Genomic DNA, 23,716 nt, shown 5'->3' on the forward strand with positions numbered 1-23,716 from the left:
TGGTTTCTACTGTTCTACCTTTATAGCCATTTATCGCCGAGAATCTTGCCTGCATAGCTCATTCGGTTCAGATAATTTGGAGTAACCCGAATGGCACGTCTTGTTCGCTTCCACCAGCATGGTGGTCCCGAGGTCCTGCGCATCGAGGATGTCGAGCTTCCCGGACCGGGGCCGGGCGAAGTTCAAATCCGCGTCAAGGCGCTCGGCCTCAACCGCGCCGAGGCGCTGCTGCGCGCGGGTGACTATATCGAAACGCCGACGCTGCCCTCCGGACTTGGTCTTGAGGCTGCGGGCATCATCGAGGCAGTGGGCGAAGGTGTGAAGGATTTTGTGCCAGGCGACAGCGTCAGCATCATCCCGCCGCAATCGATGATCCGCTGGCCCGCCTATGGCGAGCTCGCCACCTATCCTGCCGGGCTCGTCGTCAAGCACCCGCCCTCGCTCGACTGGCCAATGGCGGCGGCGGTCTGGATGCAATACCTCACCGCCTATGGCGCGCTGATCGATATCGCCAGGCTGCACAGCGGAGATTTCGTTGTCGTCACCGCGGCATCGAGCAGTGTCGGGCTTGCAGCGATCCAGATCGCCAACAGGGTTGGAGCGACCGCGATTGCGGTGACGCGGACATCGGCCAAGGCGCAGGCCCTGCTCGACGCCGGCGCGGCCTATGTGGTGGCCTCTACCGAGGAGGATCTGGCCGCACGGCTCGATGAAATCGCCGGGCCGCAAGGTATGCGCGTCGTGTTCGATGCGATCGGCGGCCCGATCTTCGAGCCGCTGACGGCGGCGATGTCGCGGGGTGGCATTCTCATCGAATATGGTGGCCTCAGCCGCGAGCCGACGCCGTTCCCGCTGTTTGCCGTGCTGGCCAAGACGCTGACGCTGCGCGGTTATCTCGTCCATGAGATCACCGGCAACCCGGCGAAGCTGGAAGCGGCCAAAGCGTTCATCCTCGAAGGCCTGGGGACCGGCGCGCTGAGGCCGATCATCGACAGAACTTTCCCGTTCGAGCAGATCGTCGAGGCGCATCGCTTCCTGGAATCGAACCGGCAGTTCGGAAAGATTGTGGTGACGGTTTGAGCAACAATCCCTTGAAGGCGCGCCTCTGCATTCCTAATTGCCTTGTGCGGGCCGGGCCCCTCTGACTGTCGCTTCCTTGGCGATTGTGATGTCGGACCGCTATAACGGGCCCGTTTCCATTCTTTTCGGTCAAGCGGGCTCATTCTTTTTTGGTTTGGAGCCCCTGATGACATCTTCCCTCCTTGGTTTGGTTTGCCCCTCCTGCCGCGTCGCGCTCGTGATGAGCGAACGCCAGGGGATCGAGATCGATTATTGTCCGCAGTGCCGAGGCGTCTGGCTTGATCGCGGCGAACTCGACAAGATCATCGAGCGTTCCGGCAGGGACGCTGCGCCTGTGCAACAGCCACAGCCGGCAGCATTCTCCCAGCCGCAACAGGGCCAAGGGCGCGATGACGATTATTCCCGCTCGCAGGGCCACCGCTATCCGAAGCGGAAGAAATCATTCTTCGAAGAGTTGTTCGATTGACCGCATGATGCCCGGCATCCGGGCCGGCGTTTGCTGAAAATTTCCGAAACCACATCGAAAAAAGGCCACCCCCGATGACTTCTCGCTCAAGCCGATTTGCCGCCCTGATTGCAGGGCTGGTCCTTGCATTCTCCATGGTCGCGATGGAGCATGCCGAGGCTCGTCGCGGCGGCAGTTTCGGCAGCCGTGGCATGCGTACGTTCCAATCGGCACCGCCGACCAGAACGGCACCAGCGCCGACCGCTCCGGTCGAGCGTTCCATGACGCCCAACACCGGCGTGAACACTCCGGTGCGGCAACCGCAGGCTGGCCTGCAGAGGCCCGGTTTCATGAGCGGCTTCGGTGGAACGATGATGCGCGGCCTGCTGCTCGGCGGCCTGATCGGCCTGCTCGTCGGCCAAGGCTTCGGCGGCCTGGCCGGCATGTTCGGTTTCCTGCTTCAGGCCCTGCTCATAGGTGGCGCAATCATGCTGGCCATTCGCTTCTTCCGGTCGCAATCCGCGGGCGGCCCTGCCTCGGCACTGGCCGGTGCAGGCAATGCACAATCTTCCAATGCCCAGGCTTCGAGATTTGAGAACCGCGCAACGGTACAGCAGCAGGCGGACACGGCACGCTCCTTTACAATTCCCGGTTTTGGCGGCGGTTCGGGTGGAGGCTCTCCAGCCACCGGTTCCGAGGAGATCACGCTGGCTCAGACCGACCTCGACGCATTCCAGCAGCTGTTGACTGACGTCCAGGAAGCATTCGGGCGCGAAGACCATGCCGCCCTACGCCGGGCGACGACCCCCGAGATGGTGTCCTATCTGTCCGAAGAGCTGGCCGACAATGCCCAGAAGGGTCTCAGGAACGACGTATCGGACATCACTTTGCTGCAGGCCGACATCGCGGAAAGCTGGCGCGAGGATGACCGCGACTACGCCACGGCCGCACTGCGCTACGAATCTCGTGACGTGATGCGCCAACGTGCCACCGGCAAGGTCGTCGAAGGCGACGATGAGCATCCGACAGAGACGACCGAGCTGTGGACATTCATGCGGGAGAACGGCTCGAACTGGAAGCTCTCGGCAATCCAACAGGCTTGAGCCCCGGCCAGTTTTGTTCCGAGGCCTCGACAGTAGTTGCGGGCGTTCAGCGCACGTTCCTGACGCACATCGGCGTGCCGATCTCGATGGCCCGTCCGGCGTCGGTCAGCATGCCGATGTCGGTGTCGCGCCCTGAGAATACAGGCGTCTCGCGATTCAAGCGGCCGATAAATACCAGACAGGCATTGCGCATTGTTTGCTCCCCTGCCCGCCAGCGCTTCGGCGCGCGGGAACGGCCTAGATTTCGCCTGTTCATGCTTGCAACGTAGCCCCATATGTGAAAATACTATTTACAAAAGAAGATTGACCGGAGGAAACGTCGTGCTTTCAGGCGCTTTGATGCGTGCTCCAGCACCTCTGCGGTGCCCGCCACAGGGCTGGCGGAGCCGACCATGAACGGTTTCGCGCCCACCGTCGGCGTCGCCTCGACGCACCCCGCCAACATGCCTGAGGAGCACGCCGCCCTGCCGGTTTGGAACGCCGAAAACTGGTTCTATGAGGACTGGCCGGTGGGCCAAAAAATCCGCTCGTTGCGGCGCACCATGGCGGAAGGCGACAGCCACCTGTTCAACACCCTGGTGCTCGACATCCACCCCTATGTGCAGGACCAGATGTTTGCCGAGACGGAAGGCATTTTCGGCAAGCGGCTGATCGCCGGCGCTTTCGTATTCTCGGCTGGCCTCGGGCTGGTCGCCACCAATTGCATCAATGCCTTTTCCTATGGTTACGACAGACTGCGTTTCATAAAGCCTGTCTTCATTGGCGACACGATTTATTCGATCCGCTCCAACCTCGACAAGAAGCCGCGCTACAAGGAGATGGGGCTGATCCGCGCCAGCTACGAGGTGTTCAAGGGCGAAGGCGAACTCGTTCTCTACTGCGAGCATCTGCAGACGGTGAAGTACCGCAACCCGGCCGACTTTGTCGGCAAGACGGAGAAATAGCGATGCCGGCAGCAGCCGAATTGCCGCTTACCGGTCTCGTCGTCGTCGACATGAGCCAGTTCCTGTCCGGGCCTTATTGCTCGCTCAGGCTGCTCGACCTCGGCGCCCGCGTCATCAAGATCGAGCGTCCGGATGGCGGCGACCTGTCGCGCCGGCTCTATCTCAGCGACACCGAGATCGGCGGCGATTCCACGATCTTCCATGCCATCAACCGGGCCAAGGAAAGTTTTGCCATCGACCTCAAGAACGAGGCCGACCTCAAGACGCTGCGCGGCCTGCTGGCCAAGGCCGATGTGCTGATCCAAAATTTCCGGCCGGGCGTCATCGAGCGGCTCGGCTTCGACTACGAGGCCGTCCGCAAGATCAACCCGCGCCTGGTCTACGCCTCGATCAGCGGCTATGGCGAAGAAGGCCCATGGGTCAAGCGCCCGGGCCAGGACCTTTTGGCACAGTCGCGCTCCGGTGTGATGTGGCTGAACGGCGACGAGGACCAGGGCCCGGTGCCGTTCGGGCTCGCCATCGGCGACATGCTGGCCGGTGCCGCCTGCGCGCAAGGCATCCTGGCAGCACTTGTGCGGCGCGGCATCACCGGCCAGGGAAGCCATATCGAAACCAGCCTGCTGGAAGCGCTGGTCGATTTCCAGTTCGAGGTGCTGACCACGCATCTCAACGACGGCCGTCGCTTGCCGCGGCGCTCCAGCTTCCGCAGCGCGCATGCCTATCTCTCGGCGCCTTACGGCGTTTACCCGGCCAAGGACGGTTACCTCGCCATCGCCATGACGCCGATCCCCAAGCTGGCCGACCTGCTGTCACTTGGCGAACTGGAGCCCTATCGCGACAAACCGGCATCCTGGTTCACGGCGCGCGACGACATCAAGGCGATCATCGCGCAAAGGATCGCCACCAAAACCATCGACGAGTGGCTTGGTATCCTGGAGCCGGCCGACATTTGGTGCGCCAAGGTGCTGACCTGGCCGGAAATGCTGGCGAGCGAAGGGTTCCAGTCGCTCGACATGCTGCAGACGGTGACGCGCGAGGACGACGTCTCGATCCTCACCACCAGTTCGCCGCTCAGGGTCGACGGTGTCAGAGCCAAGGTCGAACGGGCGGCACCGCGCATTGGCGAGCACAGTGCTGCAATCCGCGATGAGTTCGGGCTGTGAGCGAGCCCACGCCCGTGCCCGTCCTCAGGGGCATGACCTGGAGCCATCCGCGCGGCTACGATCCGATGGTCGCCTGCTCGTCGCTGTGGAAGCAGACGACCGGCGTTGCCATCGAATGGGACAAGCGCTCGCTGCAGGATTTCGAGTCCTTCCCGGTCGAGGAACTGGCGCGGGCCTATGACCTCATCGTCATCGATCATCCGCATGTCGGCCAGATCACGGCGGAGCGCTGCCTCGAGCCGCTCGACCTCACCGGCCGCGAGGCGGAGCGCGCGGCCCTTGCCTCGGGCAGCGTCGGAAAATCCTATCCGAGCTACAGCTGGCAGGGACGGCAGTGGGCGTTCCCGATCGACGCGGCAACACAGGTCCAGGCCTGGCGGCCGGATGCACTCGATGCGCCGCCATCGCGTTGGAGCGAGGTGCTCGATCTCGCCCGGCAAGGCCGCGTGCTGTTGCCGTTGCGGCCGCCCCATTCGCTGATGGTCTTCTACACGCTTGCCGGCAATCTCGGTCATGCCTGCGCGACCGATCCCTCCCACGATCTCATCGACATTGAGACCGGCAGCGACGTCTTCGAGGCTATGCGCGAGATCGCGGCACTGGTCGACCCGACTTGCTTCGAGATGGATCCGATCGCCGTCTCGGAGCGCATGGTAGAAGCCGATTCCCGCATCGTCTGCGCGCCGCTGATCTATGGTTACGTCTCCTATGCGACGGCTGGGTTCCGCACGCACCGCCTGGCCTTCGCCGATATCCCGGTCATCGGTTCCTGCGGCCCCATCGGTTCGGCGCTTGGCGGCACCGGCATAGCGGTTTCAGCCTTCTCCAAGGCAAAGGATGCAGCGATCGACTTCGCCTACTGGGTCGCCAGCGGCGATGTCCAGCGCGGTGCCTATGCCGCCGCGGGCGGCCAGCCCGGCCATGCCGCGGCGTGGGAAGATCAGATGGTCAACGCCGCGACCGGCAACTTTTATCGCGATACGCGCGTGACGCTGGATGGCTCATGGGTGCGGCCGCGCCATGACGGCTACATGGCGTTCCAGCAGGCGGCGTCCGACCGCATCGTCGCCGGCCTGACATCCAGGCACCGGGCTGGTCAGGTCGTTGCCGATCTCAATCGCCTGTTCCGAGAAAGTGTTCCGGTGCAGGTGTCCCGCGCTGCGGCGAGAACGAACGAACCCAGCTAGTCGAGCCGCCACAGCTTGCGGGCATTCGCGAACAAGAGCCTGTCGCGTTCATCGACGCTGCAGCCTGAAAGCAGCGCATGGGTCGCGGCCACCCAGGTCGAGAGGCCGCCGCCAAGCGTGCAGACCGGCCAATCGCTGCCCCAGACGACGCGGTCCCAGCCGAACGCATCGATGGTGTGTTCGACATAGGGCCGTAGCGTCCCGGCTGTCCAACTGCCGGGATCGGCATAGGCGACGACGCCGGAAATCTTGGCCATGACATTCGGGCGGCGCGCGATCTCGCTCACGTGTTCGCGCCATGGATGTTCGCCACTGCCCTTGATATCGGGGACACCGCAATGGTCGAGCACGAACTGGACATCTGGCGCCAGGTCGGCAAGCGCGATCGCCTTGGGAATCTGGTGCGGCAGCACGACCAGATCGAAGGTCAGGCCGGTGCCGCCAAGCCGCTTGATGTTGTCCAGAAACAGCGCGCCGTCCGAGAGATCGTCGGGCACGACATGGAGGACGCGGCGGAAACCCTTGACGAAGGGATCTGTCCGCTGCCGCTCGAGATAGGCGGCAAAGTCTGCTTGTTCCGGCCGGCAGGACGCGATCGCACCGGCCAGCATGCTGCCGGGCTGCATCGACAACTTTTCGACACGAGTGGTCTCGGCTTCGATGTCCGCCGGATCGACGTCGACCTCCATATGCAGCACGCGCCCGACGCCGACGCGGTGGGCCTCCACGGCGTATTCCTCATAGGAAAAATCGCGGTCAAGCGCCGGCACGCCGGCAAGCCAGGGATAGCGCAGCACCGAACGATCGATGAGATGCAGATGGGTATCGACGATCACTGTAGCTCCTCCTCTTGGGTCGTCAGATCATCTCACGGAGGAATTCTTCATTCAAATAAGAATTCATGTCGACGATCCGACCGCCGATCCGGCCAGGTGCGACAGCTTTTCGGCCGTGACCAGCAACAGTTCGATGGTCCTGGTGATGTCAGGCGCGGAGGGCGCGTTGACGACGGTGATGTAGGGAATCGACAGTGCCGCGATCGCCTTGCCGTCGGAACTGCGCACCGGTGCCGACAGGTTGAAGACACCGGCGGTCTGCATCGAAGCCATCATCTCGTAACCACGGTCGCGGATCTGGTCGAGCCGGGCGAAGAACTCGGCCGATTGCGCGGTCTTGTCGGTGCTGCGGACGTGCTCGGAAATCATCATCTGCCGCTCTTCCTGGGAGCGGAAGGCGAGCAACACATGGCCCGAGCCGGTGTCGAACAGGCTGATGTGCGAGCCGACGCGGATCGAGATTCCCCAGTAGTTCGGTGCCTCCTGCTGGGCGATCACGACGGCGGAACCACGATCAAAAACAACGAGTTGGTTGGCCTGCTGCGATGTCTCTGCCAGCTCGCGCATCAGCGGCGTTGCGTAGGAAACCAGCCGCCGCACCGGCGCATGCAGTTGCGCCAGGCCAAACAACTTCAGCGTCAGCGAATAGCGGTCGCCATCCAGCCGGGTGACATAGCCGCGCCGCACCAGCCGGTCGAGCATGCGGTAGAATTCGTTGGGGCTGCGGTCGAGTTTCTTGGCGATTTCGGCTTGCGTCAGGCCGCCGTCCACGCCGGCCAGCAGTTCGAGGATGTCGAGCCCCTTGTCGAGCGCAGGCGCGCGATAGCGCTCGTCTTCGCTGTCATCCATGGCGCATCTCTCCAGTGAATTCGATTCTTCATATACGCAGGAACGCAGCCGACGGAAACAATTTTCGCCTTGACGTACCCGTGAATGTTTTGTTTGTATATGAATGTAGCACTTCTTGTCATCAGACGAGTTGCGGTCGCCGGTGAGGCGCACCAAGGGAGGATACCAATGAACAGATTGCTTTCCGGCGTGTCCGCCGGCGCATTGTTGCTTGCATTCGGTGCAGGCGCTGCCCTTGCCGGCGACCTGCCCGGCAAGTTCGAAGGCGTCACCATCGACGCCAAGCTGATCGGCGGCCAGCAATATGAAAAACTCTATGAGCGCATCCCCGAATGGGAGAAGCTGACCGGCGCCAAGGTCAACATCCTGACCAAGAAGAACGGCTTCGACATCGACAAGGAGCTCAAGTCCGACATCGCCTCGGGCAGCACCAACTGGTGCGTCGGCTGGAACCATTCGTCGTTCGCGCCGCAGTATACGAGCCTCTACACCGACCTCAGCAAGCTCTTGCCCAAGGCAGAGATCGACGCCTTCGTGCCTTCGACGATCAAGTCGGCAACCATCGACGGCAAGCTGGAGATGCTGCCCCGCGCGCAGTTCGACGTTTCGGCGCTCTACTACCAGAAGAGCCTGTACGAGAACGCCGACAACAAGACCAAGTTCAAGGCCAAGTACGGCTATGATCTGGTGCCGCCGGACACCTGGAAGGAAGTCACCGACCAGGCCGAGTTCTTCGCCAAGCCGCCCAATTTCTACGGCACCCAGTTCGCCGGCAAGGAAGAGGCGATCAATGGCCGTTTCTACGAGATGGTGGTCGCCGAAGGCGGCGAGTATCTCGACAAGGACGGCAAGCCGGTCTTCAACTCCGAAGCCGGCATCAGGGCGCTCGACTGGTTCGTCAACCTCTACAAGGCCAAGGCCGTGCCCGCCGGAACCACCAACTATCTGTGGGACGACCTTGGACAGGGTTTTGCTTCAGGCACCGTCGCCATCAACCTCGACTGGCCGGGCTGGGCCGGCTTTTTCAACGACCCGAAGTCGTCGAAAGTCGCCGGCAATGTCGGCGTCAAGGTTGCGCCGAAGGGCTCGTCGGGCAAGCGCACCGGCTGGTCCGGCTTCCACGGCTTCTCGGTGACCGAGAACTGCCCCAACAAGGAGGCCGCGGCGTCCCTGGTGTGGTGGCTGACCAACGAGGACAGCCAGAAGCTCGAGGCCGCCGCTGGTCCGTTGCCGACCCGCACCGCGGTCTGGGACTGGGACCTGCAGCAAGCGGCAAACGACCCTTACAAGAAGGAGGTCCTTGCCGCCTTCCAGGAAGAAGCCACGCACGCCTTTGCCGTGCCGCAGACGCCTGAGTGGATCGAGATCTCGAACGCCGTCTATCCCGAGCTGCAGGCGGCGATCCTCGGCGACAAGACTTCCAAGCAGGCACTGGATGAGGCCGCCGCCAAGGCGACGCAGATCCTCCAGGACGCCGGCAAGCTCTAGCGACTGCTCCCAAGACGGCCTCCCCCATCAGCGATGGGGGAGGCGATCGCGCCTTGCCGGGGCGAGTGTGCTGACCGATCCATGATAGCCTTCCGTTCCCCGGTCCGGGCCTCGACGAAGAAGAGGCACCGATAGTTGAATGCAACACCCCACAGGATCCTGATGAAGGGCTTCAAGCCATCCCCGCCATTCCTGCTGCTGCTTCCGGCTGTCATCGTGCTGGTGGCGGTTGTCGTGGTGCCGCTGCTTTTGTCGCTCTATTCCAGCTTCACGCCTTTCCGCCTGACGCGGCCCGAGACTTTCTTCGTCTTCATCGGCTTCCGGAATTATCTTTCGATCCTGTCCAACACCGATTTCTGGTGGGCGTTCGGCCGCACCGTGCTGCTGCTGACGATCGCGCTCAATCTCGAAATGCTGCTTGGCCTCGGCTTGGCGATGCTGGTCGAGAAGGCGACGCGCGGCCAGCGCATCCTGCGCACGCTGATGATGTTTCCGATGATGTTCTCGCCGATCCTGGTCGGCTTCCAATTCAAATTCATGTTCAACGACAATATCGGCCTCGTGAACAATGCCTTGCAGTCGCTCAGCGTCACGCAGGACGCGATACCGTGGCTGATCGAGAGCCATCTCGCCTTCATCGCCATTTCGATCGCCGAAATCTGGTCGTCGACCGCGATCTTCGCCATCCTGATCCTGGCCGGCCTGCTCGCCATGCCCAAGGAACCGATCGAGGCGGCACGCGTCGACGGCTGCACGCCATGGCAGACATTCCGCTATGTGACGTGGCCGTTCGTCATGCCCTTCGCCTACATCGCCATGACCATCCGCTCGCTCGACGTGGCGCGCGCCTACGACATCGTCAAGATCATGACCGATGGCGGACCTGCGGGCCGCACCGAGCTTTTGTGGACGCTGGTGGCGCGCACCGCCTATAGCGACGGCCGCATGGGCATGGCCAACGCCATGGCCTATTTCTCGATCCTGCTGTCGATCGCCTTCACGGTCTATTTCTTCAACAAGCTCGCCGCGGCGCGCACGCAGATCGGTGCGGAGTGGTGAAGATGGACGAGAATTCTTCCGCCCGCTTGAAGCGCCGGCTCACAGGCATCGTCTACCGCATCGGCCTGTTCCTGGCGATGCTGACCATCTGCCTACCCGGTCTGTGGATCGTGTTGTCGTCGCTGCGGCCGACCGTCGAGATCATGGCCAAGCCGCCAGTGTGGATCCCGCAGGAGATCTCGTTCGACGCCTATGTCGCCATGTTCAGCGGCATCGGCAGGGGCGGCATCCCGGTGATCGAGTATTTCCGCAACTCGCTGATCATCTCGGTGACGTCGACGATCATTGCGGTGGCCATCGGCATGGCCGGCGGCTATGCGTTTGCGCGCTACCGCTTCCGCGGAAAGTCGAGCGTCTTCCTCGGCCTGATGCTGACGCGGACGGTGCCAGGCATCGCGCTGTCGCTGCCGCTGTTCTTCCTCTATGTGCGGCTCGGCATCATCGACACGCATTTCGGACTGATCCTTGCCTATGTCGCGCTCAACGTGCCGTTCACGATCTGGCTGATCGACGGCTTCTTCCGCCAGGTGCCGAAGGACCTCGCTGAAGCGGCGCAGATCGACGGCTGCACGCGCTGGCAGGCGTTCTGGCAGGTCGAGTTCCCGCTCGCCGGGCCGGGCATCGCGTCGGCCGCCATCTTCGCCTTCCTGACCTGCTGGAATGAATTCGCGCTGGCTTCGCAGCTGACCCGCTCGGTGAGCGCCAAGACGCTGCCGGTCGGCCTGCTCGACTACACGGCTGAGTTCACCATCGACTGGCGCGGCATGTGCGCGCTCGCCGTGGTGATGATCATTCCGGCGCTCACCCTCACCTACATCGTCCAGAAACACCTTGTCGGCGGCCTGACCTCCGGCGCGGTGAAAGGCTGACCCATGGCAACCGTTTCCCTCACCAAGCTGACCAAGCGCTATGGCAATGTCGGGATCGTGCACGGTATCGATCTCGATATCGCCGACCGCGAATTCATCGCGCTGGTCGGCCCCTCCGGCTGCGGCAAGTCGACGACGCTGCGCATGATCGCCGGGCTGGAGGAGATCAGCGCCGGTTCGATCGAGATTGGTGGCCGCATCGTCAACGACCTGCCGCCGCGCTCGCGCAATATCTCGATGGTGTTCCAGTCGTATGCGCTCTATCCGCATATGACGGTGCGCGAGAATCTTGGCTTCTCCCTGAAGATCGCCGGTGCGGCCAAGGACGACATGGACCGACGCGTCGCCGAGGCCTCGGCCATCCTCGGCCTCGACACGCTGCTCGACCGCCGCCCGTCGCAACTGTCCGGTGGCCAGCGCCAGCGCGTTGCCATGGGCCGCGCCATCGTGCGCGATCCCGACGTCTTCCTGTTCGACGAGCCGCTCTCCAACCTCGACGCCAAGCTGCGCACGCAGATGCGCACCGAAATCAAGAAGCTGCATGCCAAGGTGCAGTCGACGGTGATCTATGTCACCCATGACCAGGTCGAGGCGATGACGCTTGCCGACCGCATCGTCATCATGCGCGACGGTTACATCGAACAGGTCGGAACGCCCGACGAGGTCTTCCGGCGGCCGGCGACGCGCTTCGTCGCCGGCTTCATCGGCTCGCCGCCCATGAACCTGCACGAAGCCACGATCGATGGTGGCCAGATGGTTTTCGCCAGCGGTGAAAAACTGCCGCTGCCTGGCCAGTTCAAGTCCAATGTCGCCACCGGCGACAAGGTGGTGTTCGGGCTGCGGCCTGACGATATCTATCCGACCGGCCATGGCATCAGTTCCGGCGGCGCCGCCGACGTCCACCAGATCGAGCTGCCGATCACCGTCACCGAGCCGCTCGGCAACGAGACGCTGGTGTTCGTCGAATTCAACGGCACTGACTGGGTGTCGCGCATGCTGAACCCGAGGCCGCTGAAATCCGGCGAGCGGATCGCCATGAGTTTCGACATGTCGCAGGCACATCTGTTTGCCGCCGACACCGGGAAGACATTGCGGAGCTGACGACATGGCCAGAATCGAGAAAGTCGAACTGCGGATGGTGGACCTTGTGCCCAAGGTCAAGCGCACCGACGCCATCCAGAGCTTCGTCAGCCAGGAAACGCCCATCGTGACGATCACCGATTCCGACGGCGCGGTCGGCACCGGTTACAGCTATACGATCGGCACCGGCGGCTCGTCGGTGATGCGGCTCTTGTCCGACCATCTGGCACCGCGCCTGATCGGCCGCGACCCCGACATGATCGAGGCGATCTGGCACGATCTCGAATTTGCCACCCACGCCACCACGATCGGCGCGATCACCGCCATCGCGATCGCCGCGATCGACACGGCGCTGTGGGACCTGCGGGCGAAGAAGCAGAACCTGCCGTTGTGGAAGCTGGCCGGCGGCGCCAAGGATCGCTGCCCGCTCTACACGACCGAAGGCGGCTGGCTGCACATCGAGACGCAGGCGCTGGTCGACGATGCGCTGGCCGCCAAGGCCAAGGGCTTTCGCGGATCAAAAGTGAAGATCGGCAGGCCGCACGGCTCGGAGGATCTCGCCCGCCTGTCTGCGGTGCGCAGGGCGGTGGGCGACGGCTACGAGATCATGACCGACGCCAATCAGGGGTTCTCTGTCGACGAGGCGATCCGGCGCGCGGCCAGGCTGCGCGAGCTCGATCTCGCCTGGATCGAGGAGCCGCTGCCGGCCGACGATATCGACGGGCACGTGCGGTTGTCGAACTCGACGCCGACGCCGATCGCCATCGGCGAGTCGCTCTATTCCATCCGCCATTTCCGCGAATACATGCAGAAAGGCGCCTGTTCGATCGTCCAGGTCGATGTCGGCCGCATCGGCGGCATCACGCCCTGGCTCAAGATCGCCCATGCAGCGGAGGCCTTCGACATTCCGGTCTGCCCGCATTTCCTGATGGAACTGCATGTCAGCCTGGCCTGCGCAGTTCAGAACGGACGCTATGTCGAGTACATTCCGCAGCTCGACCAGTTGACCGGCAAGCATATGCGCATCGAGGATGGCCAGGCGCTGGCGCCCGACGAACCGGGCATCGGCATCGATTGGGACTGGGACGCGGTCAAGGCCATGAGCATCGCCGAATTCACCACGGCGATCACCGGATAGGAGACTGATATGCAGCGGATGGGGATGGTTCTGGGCCTGAAGCCGGAAAAGGTCGAGGAGTATGTCCGCCTTCATGCCGCCGTCTGGCCGGACGTGCTGACCATGATCTCGGCCTGCAACATCAAGAACTACTCGATCTACCTGAAGCGGCCGGAGAACCTGCTGTTCAGCACGTTCGAATATCACGGCACCGACTACACGGCCGACATGGCCAAGATGGCGGCCGACCCGAAGACGCAGGAATGGTGGGCTGTTTGCATGCCTTGCCAGGAACCGCTGGCGACGCGCGGGGAAGGCGAATGGTGGGCAGCGATGGACGAGGTCTTCCATCATGATTGAAGGCGGTTTCGACCCTGCCTCACTCGCCCAGTCCTGGCCCAGACCTTCGACGCCCCGGCCGATCGTCACCTTCGGCGCCGGGTCGATCGTCGGCGACGCGCATTTCCCGGCCTTCAGGAAGKCCGGCTTCCCGATCGCCGGGCTTTACGATCCCGATCATGCTCGAGCTGAAAAACTGGCCACCCAATGGGGTGTGACAGCCTTTCGTTCCGCCGAGGAGGCTGCCGCCGTCAAGGGCGCGATCTTCGACCTCGCGACGCCGCCCTCCCGCCATGCCGATGTGCTGAAATCCTTGCCTGACGGCGCGGTGGCGCTGATCCAGAAGCCAATGGGCAGCAACCTCACTGAAGCAACCACGATCCTCGAAATCTGCCGCGCCAAAAAGCTTCAGGCAGCGGTGAACTTCCAGCTGCGCTTCGCGCCGATGATGCTGGCGCTCAAGGACGCCATCGCCAAGGGCTGGCTCGGCGAGATCGTCGACTTCGACGCCTGGCTGGCGCTGGCGACGCCGTGGGAACTGTGGGAATTCCTGCTCAAGGCGCCACGCGTCGAGATCGCCATGCATTCGATCCACTATCTCGACCTGATCCGGCAGTTGCTCGGTGACCCCCGAGGCGTGCACGCCAAGACGCTCGGCCATCCCAACCATGCGGTGGCGCAGACGCGCACCAGCGCCATTCTCGACTACGGCAACACCGTGCGCTGTGCGCTGTCGATCAACCATGACCACAAGTTCGGCCGCCGGCACCAGGCCTGCGAGTTCCGCATCTGCGGCACCGAGGGCGCTGCCTTTCTCAAGCTTGGCCTCAACCTCGATTATCCGCGCGGTGAACCGGATGTGCTGGAAATCTATCCGAAAGGCGGGACGGACTGGGTCGCGGTACCCTTGGCCGGCGAGTGGTTTCCCGATGCCTTCGTCGGCCGCATGGCCAATGTCCAGCGTTTTGCAGCCGGCGAAGACGCGAAGCTGATCAGTCCGGTCGAGGATGCCTGGAGCACGATGGCGCTGGTCGAGGCGGCCTATCAATCGAGTGCGGCACCGGCGACACCGATCGCGGAAAGACCCTGATGGAACAGATCCAGTATTTCGAGGACTACGAGATCGGAGCGTCGCGCCTCACCAGCGGCCGCACCATCACCGAAACCGACTTTGTCGTCCATGCCGGCCACACCGGCGATTTCTTCCCGCATCACATGGACGCCGAGTTCATGAAGACGACGCCATTCGGCCAGCGCATCGCGCATGGCACGCTGGTGTTCTCGATCGGCATCGGGCTGACGGCGACCGTCGTCAATCCTGTCGCCTTTTCCTATGGTTACGACCGGCTGCGCTTCATCAAGCCGGTGTTCATCGGCGACACGATCCGGACGCGCACCACCATCGCGGCCAAGGAAGACGATCCCAAGCGGCCGGCTTCGGGACGGGTCATCGAGCGCTGCGAAGTGATCAACCAGCGCGGCGAAGTGGTGCTGGCGGCCGACCACATCTACATCGTCGAACGCAAGCCGGCGGAGAGCTGAAGTTCAGGGCACCTAACGATGGTTCCCTATGTGGATGCAAGTATGCCCGTATACGCGCGCGATGCTAGGCCATAACTTTCGTCGCCCTATTTGCGAGAATTGTCCTTGCGAACGTGGCCGCTGACCTGCACGCCGTCCTCGGCGCGCAGATACAGGAAGCCGGGAATGGACAGCAGCGGGATGATCGCGGTCAGCAGGAACACCTGATGAAAGCGCCCCGGTGTCACGATGTGGGTTTCCCCGGCAACCAGACCCAGCACCATAGCGGCGATTGAAACGCCGAGCGAAACGCTGAGCTGCTGCAGGACGCCGCCGAGGCTGGTGGCGCGGCTCAATTTGTCCGCCGGCAGGTCGGCGTAGGACAGCGTGTTGGAGGTCATGAACTGCGCCGACCGGATGATGCCGAACACGAAGACGTAGAGGCCGATCATCCAGTGTGGCGTGTCGACGCCGATCAGGGCGAAGCCCGCCACAGCGGCGGAGCCGACAAGCGCACTGCCGATCAGCACGACATTGAAACCGAAGCGCCGCAACAGCGGCGACAGCAGCGGCCGAATGAGCAAGGCGCCGAAGCTGCCGACGAATGTCAGCGAGCCGGAGGTAACCGGGCTCATGCCAAAGCCGACCTGCAGCATCAGCGGCAACAGGAACGGCACGCCGTTGAGGCCGACACGGCACAAGCCGCCGGCCAGCGTACCGACCCAGAACGAGCGAAACCGAAACAGCGTCAGGTCAACTGCCGGCGCGACGACGCGGCGCGCATAGCGCCCGAACGCGAGCAGCAGCAGGACCGCCGCTGCCAGCACCAGCACTGTCGCCGAGACAGGGATGATCGGCCGGCCGATGCTTTCCAGCCCGAATTGCAGCAGTGCGACGCCGCATCCCACCATCAGGAATCCGGCGAAGTCGAAACGTTGCACCGCTTCCTCATGGAAATCGTCGACAAAGCGCAGCGCAGCGGCAATGCCAAGGCAGCCGAACGGCACGTTGACATAGAATATCCAGCGCCACGAGGCATATGTGGTCAACAGGCCGCCGAGCAGCGGCCCGATGACAGGTCCCATGATGGCGGGCAAGGTCATGTACGTCATGGCGGTGATCAAGCCGCTGCGCGGAAAGCTGCGCAGCAGGATCAGCCGCCCGACGGGCGTCATCATGGCACCGCCCAGCCCCTGCAGCGCGCGCATCGCCAGCAGCATGCCGAAACTGCTGGCGATGCCGCACAGCGCCGAACCAAGGGTGAAGGTGAAAAGCGCCAGCGCGAATACTCTTCGTGCGCCGAACCTGTCCGCGAACCAGCCGCTGACGGGGATGAACACGGCCAAGGTCAGGATGTAGGTGGTGATCGCCAGGTTCAGCCTGACCGGTGTCGTGTCGAGGCTGCGCGCGATGGCCGGGATCGCGGTGGTGATGATGGTGGAATCGAGCTGCTCCATCAGAAACGCGATGGCGACGATGATCGGAATGATTAGCCTCAACCTCGGGTCGCGCTCGGTGGCAAATTGAGGCTGTTCCAATGCTGTGGCCAATTCCGTCATGCAGGCGGCTATATGTTGCAGCCCAAGCTGGCGCATCCGCGTTCAAAGGCAAGATTGCCTTGTGCGCGCCAGCCAGCCGAGACCTGACCGCACGGCCTGTCTTATGGTCCGACAAAAAGGCAAGCGGTAGTCAATTTGGGCTTGATGGAGGTCAACAAATCTTGACCGCGGCTATCCCTGCGAGGACATTGGCAAACGGCCGTTGCGTGGAGTTTTCCGGTTCATTTGCGTTTCAGCGAATGTCGTCCCGATTTCGTGAAGGAACGTGTCGAGTGAGAGGTCGTTTTCCTCCCCATGTATGTCTCGCATGAACAGGAGGCATCCTCATGAAAAGGCAAATAGCATTCATCACTTCCATCGTACTGGCGTTGGCCACGAGCGCGATCCCGTTGACCACCGACGCCAATGCCGCGGTCGTGAGGCACCATAGTGTCCACCACACTGCTGCCCATCACGGTGGCGCGCATCGACACGCTGTGCGTGGTGGACATGGGCACCGCGGCGGGTGGGTCAGCGGCGGTTGGACCGGCGACGATCGGGTCGGCGATGATGGCTGGATAGACGGCTACTACAATGGCTACGGCAGTTACGACGGCTACGCCGGCGACTATTGCCGAACCATCCAATGGACGCTCGACCTGTGCGGCCCCCACGGTCCCTGACCCTCATCCGGCCGTAGCGCGCCTCAGGCAGGACGCCTTTCCGCGAAGTCGAACCGGCAATGGTCGTGCCGGCCATCACAGGCGCAGTATGTCTCCTCGCATTCGACTTGCGTCGGTGCCGCAAGACCGAGCAGGAACGAGAAGGCGCCGGTGACAAAACCCTCGAACATGTAGCAGACGCGCTGGCCTGGCCCCTGCCCGGCCTCCAGCGCGAAGATCGAATTCCTCAGGCTGATGCTGCCGAAGCGCCCGCCCACATCCAGCGTGTCGATCGAGAACTGGCCCCAGCCGCGCTGCGACAGGCGCTGGAAATAATGGCGGAACGTCGCCTCCGGATCGAGGCCCTTGCCCTGCACCTGCGCCTCGCACCATTCGATGGCGGACTTTGCCGTCGCGGTGCGCAGGATGGCGCGATAGGCGTCGCGCCCGAGGGCTGCCTCGACCGCGAGATGATTGTTAACCAGGAAGTGCCTGGGCAGGTAGACCATGGGCAGCCCGTCGGTCCGCCAGATGCCGCTTGTCTCGTCGACATCGATCGGAACCGCGGGCTGCATGATGCCTACGCTGCTTGGCGCTGCGCGGCGACCGAGGCCGACTGGTCCTTGTAGAGCTCGCCGTCCTTCATGATGACGACAAGGTTCTTCTCATGCACCATCATGTCGAGGTCCTTCAGTGGGTCGCCATTGACCAGCAGCAGGTCGGCGATGAAGCCTTCCTTGACCATGCCGAGCTCGTCGCCGAGCCCCATCACCTGGCCGCCGAGCCGCGTGCCGCATTGCAGCGCCTCGCTCGGCGAATAGCCGAGCAGGTCGACGAAATGCTTGAGGTCGCGCGCGTTGGTGCCTTGCGGCGTCTGCGCGAAACCATAGTCGCCACCGATCAGTGCGCGCACGCCGCGCTTGCGCAATTCGGTGTATACCTTGCGGCTGTCGTCGAGGATGCGCTGCATGCCGAACTTGACCGCCATCTCGTGGGTGAAGCCGAAGGGCTCGCCCTCGTAGAGTGTGCCGTAGATGATGCCGATGGCCRGGCCGACGAAGATGCGGTCCTTGGCCGATTCCAGCGCATCGAGCGCTTCCTCGTCGGCGGATTCGCAGTGATAGATGACGTCGACGCCGCACTTCACCGCGCGCTTCACCGAACCTGCGGCGCGGGCATGGCAGTTGATCTTCTTGCCGAAGTCGCGCCACCGACACCGCCGTCATCACTTCGGCTTCGCTCATCACGGTCAGGCCGCCATGCGCCGCGGGGCTCAGATCATCGCCGGAAATGTTGATCTTGATGTTGTCGGCGCCTTCGCGGCAGCACAGGCGCACCGCCTTGGTGATCTCCTCGACGCCGTCGGCGATCATGCCGAAGCTCTCGTGATACATGTGCTGCTGGCGCTCGTCGCCGAGGCCGCCGGTTACGGTGATTTCCGGACTGCCGGCGCGCATGCGCGGTCCCGGCAAGCGGCCGGCATTGATTTCGTTGCGGATGACGATGTCTAGCCTGAGCTTCGAGGTCGCGGCGCTGTAGGCGCTGGTGAAGCCATGGTCGAGCAATGTCTTGGCATTGCGCATGGTCAGCAGAAGATGCTCCTCTGGCGGAATCAGGCCAAGGTCGGAATCCTTGATCGCGCCGCCGAAGGAGATGTGGGCGTGGCCTTCGACAAGGCCCGGCATCAGCGTCATGCCGCGGCATTCGATCGTCGTCGCGCTGTCACCGGACAATTGGCCGGGCGTGCGCGCAATGGTGACGATGCGGCCATTCTCGACCAGCAGATCGGCTGGAAAGGCATCGGCGCCGGTGCCATCCCAAATCATGGCATTTCGAAACATCACTCTTGTCATGACATCGTCCTTTCGGAGTTGGCGGGGTTATTGGTTGACGGCTTGCGCAGTAATGACGTCGTCGGCAACGACATTGGACAGGATGCCGACGTCTTCCAATTCCACTTCGCAGACGTCGCCATGTTTCATGAACAGCTGCGGCTTGCGCGCCATGCCGACGCCGGACGGCGTGCCGGTGACGAGGATATCGCCCGGCTCGAGTGTGATCGCTTCACTGATGATCGAGATCAGCGAGGCGACATCGAAGATCATGTCGCTGGTCGAGGCGTTCTGGACGACCTCGCCGTTGAGGCGCGTCTGGATGCGCAGCCCCTTGCCGCCCGGCGGCAATTCGTCTGCCGTCACGAAGATCGGCCCGAAGGAGCCAGTGCCGTCGAAATTCTTGCCGACGGTCCACTGCGGCGACTTGGTCTGGAAGTCGCGGATCGAGGCGTCGTTGAAGATGGAGTAGCCGGCGACATGGCTCAGTGCCTTGCCAGGGGCAATGTGGCGGCCGGCCTTGCCGATGATCGCCACCATCTCGCCCTCGTAGTCGAGCTGGATCGAGGCCTCCGGACGGCGGATGGCCGCGCCATGCCCGATCAGGCTGGTCGAGAAGCGGGCGAACAAGGTCGGATAATTCGGCGGCACGAAGCCGCTCTCGATTGAATGGTCGACATAGTTGAGGCCGACGCAGATGATCTTGCCCGGTGCCGATAGCGGCGGCAGCCACTCGACCGCTTGAGGATCGATCCGCCGTCCGCTGGCCAGCCGCTCGCCTGCCGCCTGCAGCGCCTGCGTGCCCTCGGCGATGAGTTCCTCCAGTCGTCCGGGAAACATCGCATCGCTTTCGTCGATGCCGCGGAACTCACCTGCCGACAATGCGATTGCCAGTCCGGGTCCCCGCGGCGATTTATAGGCTGCAAATCGCACTGGCCACATCCTCGCTTGTGAAGGCTGGACTTTGTTCAGAAATTATATATCTGTCAACATAGAATATATTATTTTGCATTCTGATTCCTGCCTGGGATAATGTATGAGGGCATTCGATGGACAGATTCGGCCGCGGGCGAACCAATGGCTAGGGAAGGCTCGATCAATCTCACCCAGGGCGCGTATGAGGATTTGCGCGCCGACCTTTTGTCGTGCCGCATCGCACCGGGCAGCCGGCTCAAGGTGCAGGAACTGTGCGACAGGCTGTCCGTCAGCCTCGGCGCCATCCGCGAGGCGCTGTCGCGGCTGACGTCCGAGGGCCTTGTCGTGGCCGAACCGCAACGCGGCTTCCGCGCCGCGCCGATCTCGGCCGAGGATCTGGTCGACCTCACCAAGACGCGCATCCAGATCGAAACGCTGTGCATCCGCCGCGCCATCGAGGTCGGCGACGTCGCCTGGGAATCGCAGCTGGTCGCGGCCCTGCACCGGCTGTCGCGAACGCCAGAGCACACACCGGACCATCCGGTGCATTCGAGCGACGAATGGGCGACCGCGCATGCGGCCTTCCACAAGGCGCTGGTTGGCGGCTGCGACAGCCGCTGGCTGCTGCGCCTGCGCGACCAGCTTTACGACCAGAGCGAGCGCTACCGCCGCCGTTCGGTCTCGCTGGCACCCAATGCCCGCAACATCAGCAAGGAACATCAGGACCTCGCCAATGCCGTGCTCGACCGCAATGCCGAGAAGGCAGCCGAATTGCTGGCGGCGCATCTGGCAGTGACCACCGACATCCTGCTGGCGGCCGAAGCCGATGACCTGCCGGCGCGCGAGAAAATTGTGCGGGCGTAGCGATTCACTTTCGAGGTCCTCGGACAGGAGGCAAAACGCCGCCCGTTCGCACGGGCGGCGTTTTGCGTCATCAGCCTATTGGCGCAGATTGGTCCAGATACGATCGTAGGCGCGGATCGCCTTCTCGTCGCATGACGGCGCAAACGAGATCTTCAGATCGGCCGGCGGGTTGAACTCCGGCGAGCCGCCAATATCCGCCGCCAGGTATTTGTTGGAACCAGCGATCGCGCTCTGGTAGCCGGTGTATTTCTGCTGCAGCGCGATGTTTTCGGGATCCATCAGGAAGTTGAGGAACTTCTTGGCGTTGTCGACATTGGGCGCGGTCGAGGGCACGGCGACATTGTCCATCCAGCCGACAACGCCTTCCTTGGGATAGACGTATTTGACCGTCGACTTCTGCTGGCGTGTCGCCAGCGCCTTGCCCGACCACTGCTCGTGCATGACCGTCTCGCCAGCGACTTGGCGCTCGACGATGCCGTCGGAATTGTAAACCTTGACGAAGGGCTTTTGCGCCTCGAGCAAAGCATCGAGCTCCTTCAAATCCGCCGGATTGCTGTTGCACTGATCCTTACCGAGATAGACCAATGCCAGCGACATCACCTCGGTCGGCGAGCCGAACATGCCGACCTTGCCCTTGAGTTCCGCCGGAGGATCGAAGAGCGGCTTCAGGCTGTCGGTCGGGCCTTTGTAGACGGCGGTGTCGACCGAATAGGACGTGGTGCCCCACACCCATGGCACGGTGTATTTCGCATCCGGATCCCAGGACCTGTGCTGCCATTTCGGATCGACGTTCTTGAAGTTCGGCATCGCCCCAGCATCGACTTCCTGGAACAGCTTCTGCTTGACGAAGATCGGCACGAAGTCGTTGCTGATGATCATCACGTCGTAGCCGGCCGCACCCGAGCTCAACTTGGCGAGCGCGGTCTCGTTCGAATCGTAGGTGTCGATGGTGACCTTGATACCGGTCTCCGCCTCGAACTTCTTGATCATTTCGTCCGATGTGTAGTCGGTCCAGTTGTAGATGTGCAGTTCGCCGGAATCGGCGAGCGCCGTGGTGGTGATGGCCCCCATGATGGCGGTGGCCAAAGCTATTGCTGAAAGTCCTTCTTTCCATTTGGTCACGGTCGTTCTCCTCTGGTTTTCTTATTTCTAGGCAAGCTTATTTGCGTCGTCCGACGAGCAGCGCCGCTGCGACGAAGACGATGGAAACGGCAAGAAGGATGGTGGAGATGGCGTTGACCTCCGGCGTCACGCCAAGCCGCATCATGCCGTAGATATAGACCGGCAAGGTGGTCGAGCCGGCGCTCGACACCATCATCGAGATCAGGAAATCATCGAGCGACACGACGAAGGCCATGATGGCGCCGGCCGAGATCGCCGGGATCAGCAAGGGCAGCGTGACGCGGCGAAACAGCCGCCATTCGTCAGCATAGAGGTCGCGGCCAGCCTCCTCCAGCGTGCCGCCCATGTCGCGCAGCCGCGCCTGGATCGGCAGCAGCGCGAACGGAATGCAAAAGACAGTGTGGGCGATCATCAGGTTGATGAGCCCGTGATGCATGCCGAGCCCGGAGAAGAAGATCAGCGTGGTGATCGCCACGACGATCTCCGGCACGACCAGCGGCATCGCGATCAGCGCTGTTGCAGCACTCCGCCCGAAGCGCAGCCGGCCGCGTTCCAGCGCCAGCGCACCGGCCGTGGCTATGGCCGTCGAGGCGATGGTGGCGACGATCGCGATGATGACGCTGTTGAAGGCAGCCTCGCGGATCGAGCCGTTGTTGGCGACCGCCACGAACCATTTGAAACTGAAGCCGGCCCACACGGTGACCAGCCGGCTCGAGTTGAAGGCATAGATTACCAGGATCAGCAGCGGCGCGTAGAAGAAGAGGAATATGAGAGCGGTGTAGGCCGACAGGCCGGGCGTATGCCGCCAGTCGAAGGGTTTTGCGCCATTCATCGCCGCCCCTCCTGTGCCTTGCGCGACCGGATGACGAAGACGGTCAGCACGACGACCGTCACGACGGTCGAGAGAGCTGCCCCAAACGGCCAGTTGCGCGACGAGGTGAACTGCATCTGGATCAGACTGCCGATCAAAAGCTTCTTGCCGCCGCCAAGCAGGTCGGGCGCCAGGAACGAGCCGAGCGCCGGCGCGAAGACAAGCGTGGCGCCGGCCAGCGCGCCGGGTCTCGCCAGCGGCCAGACGATGCGGCGGAAGACCGCGGCGCGGCTGGCGTAGAGATCGTGCGCGGCCTCGATCAGACGCGGGTCGATGCGCTCCAGCGTCGAGTAGATCGGCAGCACCATGAAGGGCAGGAAGGTGTAGACGAGGCCGAGCAGGATCGACCCGTCATTGTAGAGCAGCGGCAGCGGATCGGAGATGATCCCGGCATGACGCAGCGCACCATTCGCCAGGCCTTCGTCGCGCAGGATGAGGATCCAGCAATAGGTGCGGATCAGTGTGTTGATCCAGAACGGCAGCGTGACGGCAAACAGCAGGACCCGGCGGCGCTCCGGTGCCTGGCAGACGATGTACCAGGCAACCGGCAGGCCGAGCACCAGGCAGATGAGGGTCGTGGCAATGGCGAGGTAGATCGAACGCAGGATGATCAGCGCATAGCTCGGCGAAAACACCAGGCTGTCGTCGAAGTCGCGCTGGTACAGGAACTGGAGATAGGCGTCGAATGTCGCCGGCGCCGTGACGCCGCCATAGGGGTTGGCGGTCATGAACGAATAGGCGACCGCAAGGAACAGCGGCAGCACCATGAAAATGCCGATGACCAGCATGGCGGGTGCGATCAGCAGGTAGGTGCGGTTCGGACCCATCGCCG

27 protein-coding genes are annotated in these 23,716 nt (G+C 63.0%); 17 read left to right on the plus strand and 10 right to left on the minus strand.

The annotated features are described in order from the left end of the window. The first annotated feature begins 90 nt into the window (after nucleotides 1–90). The 3 genes from AC1D0I_RS06925 to AC1D0I_RS06935 all read left to right on the plus strand — a co-directional run bounded on the left by AC1D0I_RS06925 (nucleotide 91) and on the right by AC1D0I_RS06935 (nucleotide 2,628). Entirely contained in the window at nucleotides 91–1,080 is a 990-nt protein-coding gene (locus AC1D0I_RS06925; protein ID WP_477393944.1) for a zinc-dependent alcohol dehydrogenase family protein, read from the plus strand. A gap of 166 nt (nucleotides 1,081–1,246) precedes the next feature. Continuing rightward, complete coding sequence (locus tag AC1D0I_RS06930; RefSeq protein WP_477394034.1) at nucleotides 1,247–1,546, plus strand: TFIIB-type zinc ribbon-containing protein; 300 nt, start codon at nucleotides 1,247–1,249, stop codon at nucleotides 1,544–1,546. Nucleotides 1,547–1,620: 74 nt separating this feature from the next. Further along, nucleotides 1,621–2,628, plus strand: coding sequence for a Tim44 domain-containing protein (locus AC1D0I_RS06935; RefSeq protein ID WP_477393946.1), 1,008 nt, complete (start codon nucleotides 1,621–1,623; stop codon nucleotides 2,626–2,628). A gap of 46 nt (nucleotides 2,629–2,674) precedes the next feature. Here the strand turns inward: AC1D0I_RS06935 and AC1D0I_RS06940 are convergent, their stop codons facing one another. Beyond that, complete coding sequence (locus AC1D0I_RS06940; protein WP_477393948.1) at nucleotides 2,675–2,821, minus strand: hypothetical protein; 147 nt, start codon at nucleotides 2,819–2,821, stop codon at nucleotides 2,675–2,677. Between the two features lie 199 nt (nucleotides 2,822–3,020). On the opposite strand from AC1D0I_RS06940, the gene AC1D0I_RS06945 reads away from it, so the two are divergent. Genes AC1D0I_RS06945 through AC1D0I_RS06955 form a run of 3 tightly spaced genes read left to right on the plus strand, consistent with a single transcriptional unit; the run spans nucleotide 3,021 to nucleotide 5,922 of the window. Next, nucleotides 3,021–3,572, plus strand: a complete 552-nt coding sequence (locus AC1D0I_RS06945) for a MaoC family dehydratase (protein ID WP_477393950.1) — start codon at nucleotides 3,021–3,023, stop codon at nucleotides 3,570–3,572. A gap of 2 nt (nucleotides 3,573–3,574) precedes the next feature. Then, nucleotides 3,575–4,735 (plus strand): CaiB/BaiF CoA transferase family protein, encoded by a 1,161-nt coding sequence (locus AC1D0I_RS06950; RefSeq protein ID WP_477393952.1) that lies wholly within the window; start codon nucleotides 3,575–3,577, stop codon nucleotides 4,733–4,735. 32 nt (nucleotides 4,736–4,767) lie between these two features. Further along, on the plus strand, nucleotides 4,768–5,922 hold the full coding sequence (locus tag AC1D0I_RS06955) for an extracellular solute-binding protein (protein ID WP_477394036.1): 1,155 nt from the start codon (nucleotides 4,768–4,770) through the stop codon (nucleotides 5,920–5,922). Here AC1D0I_RS06955 and AC1D0I_RS06960 read toward each other — a convergent pair. Together AC1D0I_RS06960 and AC1D0I_RS06965 are read right to left on the minus strand one after the other, a co-directional pair. Beyond that, on the minus strand, nucleotides 5,919–6,758 hold the full coding sequence (locus AC1D0I_RS06960; RefSeq protein WP_477393954.1) for an amidohydrolase family protein: 840 nt from the start codon (nucleotides 6,756–6,758) through the stop codon (nucleotides 5,919–5,921). The two genes, AC1D0I_RS06955 and AC1D0I_RS06960, sit on opposite strands and share 4 nt — an antisense overlap. A gap of 63 nt (nucleotides 6,759–6,821) precedes the next feature. Then, the gene (locus tag AC1D0I_RS06965; protein ID WP_184871614.1) at nucleotides 6,822–7,607 is read right to left on the minus strand and encodes an IclR family transcriptional regulator; all 786 of its coding nucleotides are present in this window, start codon (nucleotides 7,605–7,607) and stop codon (nucleotides 6,822–6,824) included. Nucleotides 7,608–7,775: 168 nt separating this feature from the next. On the opposite strand from AC1D0I_RS06965, the gene AC1D0I_RS06970 reads away from it, so the two are divergent. The 8 genes from AC1D0I_RS06970 (at nucleotide 7,776) to AC1D0I_RS07005 (ending at nucleotide 15,101) form a co-directional block, all read left to right on the plus strand. Beyond that, complete coding sequence (locus AC1D0I_RS06970; RefSeq protein WP_477393956.1) at nucleotides 7,776–9,095, plus strand: ABC transporter substrate-binding protein; 1,320 nt, start codon at nucleotides 7,776–7,778, stop codon at nucleotides 9,093–9,095. Nucleotides 9,096–9,257: 162 nt separating this feature from the next. Continuing rightward, the gene (locus AC1D0I_RS06975) at nucleotides 9,258–10,154 is read left to right on the plus strand and encodes a carbohydrate ABC transporter permease (protein ID WP_477394038.1); all 897 of its coding nucleotides are present in this window, start codon (nucleotides 9,258–9,260) and stop codon (nucleotides 10,152–10,154) included. A 2-nt stretch (nucleotides 10,155–10,156) separates the two neighbouring features. Then, nucleotides 10,157–11,023, plus strand: coding sequence for a carbohydrate ABC transporter permease (locus AC1D0I_RS06980; protein WP_477393958.1), 867 nt, complete (start codon nucleotides 10,157–10,159; stop codon nucleotides 11,021–11,023). A gap of 3 nt (nucleotides 11,024–11,026) precedes the next feature. Continuing rightward, a complete protein-coding gene (locus AC1D0I_RS06985) occupies nucleotides 11,027–12,124 on the plus strand; it encodes an ABC transporter ATP-binding protein (RefSeq protein ID WP_477300918.1) in 1,098 nt (365 codons plus the stop codon). Between the two features lie 4 nt (nucleotides 12,125–12,128). Next, a complete protein-coding gene (locus AC1D0I_RS06990) occupies nucleotides 12,129–13,241 on the plus strand; it encodes a mandelate racemase/muconate lactonizing enzyme family protein (protein ID WP_477393960.1) in 1,113 nt (370 codons plus the stop codon). A 9-nt stretch (nucleotides 13,242–13,250) separates the two neighbouring features. Next, entirely contained in the window at nucleotides 13,251–13,580 is a 330-nt protein-coding gene (locus tag AC1D0I_RS06995; protein WP_477393962.1) for an L-rhamnose mutarotase, read from the plus strand. Next, entirely contained in the window at nucleotides 13,576–14,649 is a 1,074-nt protein-coding gene (locus AC1D0I_RS07000; RefSeq protein ID WP_477394040.1) for a Gfo/Idh/MocA family protein, read from the plus strand. Before AC1D0I_RS06995 ends, AC1D0I_RS07000 begins: the two co-directional genes overlap by 5 nt. Beyond that, a complete protein-coding gene (locus tag AC1D0I_RS07005) occupies nucleotides 14,646–15,101 on the plus strand; it encodes a MaoC/PaaZ C-terminal domain-containing protein (protein ID WP_167391954.1) in 456 nt (151 codons plus the stop codon). The genes AC1D0I_RS07000 and AC1D0I_RS07005 overlap by 4 nt, the downstream gene beginning before the upstream one ends. A gap of 86 nt (nucleotides 15,102–15,187) precedes the next feature. Here AC1D0I_RS07005 and AC1D0I_RS07010 read toward each other — a convergent pair whose 3' ends face one another. After that, nucleotides 15,188–16,618: a DHA2 family efflux MFS transporter permease subunit gene (locus AC1D0I_RS07010; protein WP_457153942.1), complete on the minus strand. Its 1,431-nt coding sequence runs from the start codon at nucleotides 16,616–16,618 to the stop codon at nucleotides 15,188–15,190. 347 nt (nucleotides 16,619–16,965) lie between these two features. On the opposite strand from AC1D0I_RS07010, the gene AC1D0I_RS07015 reads away from it, so the two are divergent. Then, nucleotides 16,966–17,301 carry a hypothetical protein gene (locus AC1D0I_RS07015; protein ID WP_477393964.1) on the plus strand — a complete coding sequence of 112 codons (336 nt, stop codon included), beginning with the start codon at nucleotides 16,966–16,968 and terminating at the stop codon, nucleotides 17,299–17,301. A gap of 23 nt (nucleotides 17,302–17,324) precedes the next feature. Here AC1D0I_RS07015 and AC1D0I_RS07020 read toward each other — a convergent pair whose 3' ends face one another. Both AC1D0I_RS07020 and AC1D0I_RS07025 read right to left on the minus strand, forming a co-directional pair. After that, a complete protein-coding gene (locus AC1D0I_RS07020; protein WP_457155144.1) occupies nucleotides 17,325–17,855 on the minus strand; it encodes a DUF5943 domain-containing protein in 531 nt (176 codons plus the stop codon). A gap of 5 nt (nucleotides 17,856–17,860) precedes the next feature. Then, nucleotides 17,861–18,427: an amidohydrolase family protein gene (locus AC1D0I_RS07025; protein ID WP_477393966.1), complete on the minus strand. Its 567-nt coding sequence runs from the start codon at nucleotides 18,425–18,427 to the stop codon at nucleotides 17,861–17,863. Here AC1D0I_RS07025 and AC1D0I_RS07030 point away from each other — a divergent pair. After that, nucleotides 18,405–18,791: a hypothetical protein gene (locus AC1D0I_RS07030; protein ID WP_477393968.1), complete on the plus strand. Its 387-nt coding sequence runs from the start codon at nucleotides 18,405–18,407 to the stop codon at nucleotides 18,789–18,791. The genes AC1D0I_RS07025 and AC1D0I_RS07030 overlap by 23 nt on opposite strands. A 369-nt stretch (nucleotides 18,792–19,160) precedes the next feature. Here the strand turns inward: AC1D0I_RS07030 and AC1D0I_RS07035 are convergent, their stop codons facing one another. Further along, complete coding sequence (locus AC1D0I_RS07035) at nucleotides 19,161–20,045, minus strand: fumarylacetoacetate hydrolase family protein (RefSeq protein ID WP_477225851.1); 885 nt, start codon at nucleotides 20,043–20,045, stop codon at nucleotides 19,161–19,163. Between the two features lie 144 nt (nucleotides 20,046–20,189). On the opposite strand from AC1D0I_RS07035, the gene AC1D0I_RS07040 reads away from it, so the two are divergent. Further along, entirely contained in the window at nucleotides 20,190–20,891 is a 702-nt protein-coding gene (locus AC1D0I_RS07040; RefSeq protein WP_095080829.1) for a GntR family transcriptional regulator, read from the plus strand. A gap of 75 nt (nucleotides 20,892–20,966) precedes the next feature. On the opposite strand, the gene AC1D0I_RS07045 is transcribed toward AC1D0I_RS07040, so the two are convergent. The 3 genes from AC1D0I_RS07045 to AC1D0I_RS07055 are packed head-to-tail and all read right to left on the minus strand — an operon-like array spanning nucleotide 20,967 to nucleotide 23,711. Continuing rightward, nucleotides 20,967–22,013: an extracellular solute-binding protein gene (locus AC1D0I_RS07045; RefSeq protein ID WP_457154442.1), complete on the minus strand. Its 1,047-nt coding sequence runs from the start codon at nucleotides 22,011–22,013 to the stop codon at nucleotides 20,967–20,969. A 37-nt stretch (nucleotides 22,014–22,050) separates the two neighbouring features. Next, nucleotides 22,051–22,845, minus strand: a complete 795-nt coding sequence (locus tag AC1D0I_RS07050) for an ABC transporter permease (protein WP_477393970.1) — start codon at nucleotides 22,843–22,845, stop codon at nucleotides 22,051–22,053. Beyond that, entirely contained in the window at nucleotides 22,842–23,711 is an 870-nt protein-coding gene (locus AC1D0I_RS07055; protein ID WP_477300935.1) for an ABC transporter permease, read from the minus strand. The genes AC1D0I_RS07050 and AC1D0I_RS07055 overlap by 4 nt, the downstream gene beginning before the upstream one ends. Nucleotides 23,712–23,716: the final 5 nt, after the last annotated feature.

This window comes from Mesorhizobium sp. P2_D1, from assembly GCF_056404455.1.

Bases quoted from the DNA above. Each gene is read 5' to 3' on its own strand.
- AC1D0I_RS06925 (WP_477393944.1), top strand. From the start codon at position 91: ATGGCACGTCTTGTTCGCTTCCACCAGCATGGTGGTCCCGAGGTCCTG.
- AC1D0I_RS06930 (WP_477394034.1), top strand. From the start codon at position 1,247: ATGACATCTTCCCTCCTTGGTTTGGTTTGCCCCTCCTGCCGCGTCGCG.
- AC1D0I_RS06935 (WP_477393946.1), top strand. From the start codon at position 1,621: ATGACTTCTCGCTCAAGCCGATTTGCCGCCCTGATTGCAGGGCTGGTC.
- AC1D0I_RS06940 (WP_477393948.1), bottom strand. From the start codon at position 2,821: ATGCGCAATGCCTGTCTGGTATTTATCGGCCGCTTGAATCGCGAGACG.
- AC1D0I_RS06945 (WP_477393950.1), top strand. From the start codon at position 3,021: ATGAACGGTTTCGCGCCCACCGTCGGCGTCGCCTCGACGCACCCCGCC.
- AC1D0I_RS06950 (WP_477393952.1), top strand. From the start codon at position 3,575: ATGCCGGCAGCAGCCGAATTGCCGCTTACCGGTCTCGTCGTCGTCGAC.
- AC1D0I_RS06955 (WP_477394036.1), top strand. From the start codon at position 4,768: ATGACCTGGAGCCATCCGCGCGGCTACGATCCGATGGTCGCCTGCTCG.
- AC1D0I_RS06965 (WP_184871614.1), bottom strand. From the start codon at position 7,607: ATGGATGACAGCGAAGACGAGCGCTATCGCGCGCCTGCGCTCGACAAG.
- AC1D0I_RS06970 (WP_477393956.1), top strand. From the start codon at position 7,776: ATGAACAGATTGCTTTCCGGCGTGTCCGCCGGCGCATTGTTGCTTGCA.
- AC1D0I_RS06975 (WP_477394038.1), top strand. From the start codon at position 9,258: ATGAAGGGCTTCAAGCCATCCCCGCCATTCCTGCTGCTGCTTCCGGCT.
- AC1D0I_RS06980 (WP_477393958.1), top strand. From the start codon at position 10,157: ATGGACGAGAATTCTTCCGCCCGCTTGAAGCGCCGGCTCACAGGCATC.
- AC1D0I_RS06985 (WP_477300918.1), top strand. From the start codon at position 11,027: ATGGCAACCGTTTCCCTCACCAAGCTGACCAAGCGCTATGGCAATGTC.
- AC1D0I_RS06990 (WP_477393960.1), top strand. From the start codon at position 12,129: ATGGCCAGAATCGAGAAAGTCGAACTGCGGATGGTGGACCTTGTGCCC.
- AC1D0I_RS06995 (WP_477393962.1), top strand. From the start codon at position 13,251: ATGCAGCGGATGGGGATGGTTCTGGGCCTGAAGCCGGAAAAGGTCGAG.
- AC1D0I_RS07015 (WP_477393964.1), top strand. From the start codon at position 16,966: ATGAAAAGGCAAATAGCATTCATCACTTCCATCGTACTGGCGTTGGCC.
- AC1D0I_RS07020 (WP_457155144.1), bottom strand. From the start codon at position 17,855: ATGCAGCCCGCGGTTCCGATCGATGTCGACGAGACAAGCGGCATCTGG.
- AC1D0I_RS07030 (WP_477393968.1), top strand. From the start codon at position 18,405: ATGACGTCGACGCCGCACTTCACCGCGCGCTTCACCGAACCTGCGGCG.
- AC1D0I_RS07040 (WP_095080829.1), top strand. From the start codon at position 20,190: ATGGCTAGGGAAGGCTCGATCAATCTCACCCAGGGCGCGTATGAGGAT.
- AC1D0I_RS07050 (WP_477393970.1), bottom strand. From the start codon at position 22,845: ATGAATGGCGCAAAACCCTTCGACTGGCGGCATACGCCCGGCCTGTCG.
- AC1D0I_RS07055 (WP_477300935.1), bottom strand. From the start codon at position 23,711: ATGGGTCCGAACCGCACCTACCTGCTGATCGCACCCGCCATGCTGGTC.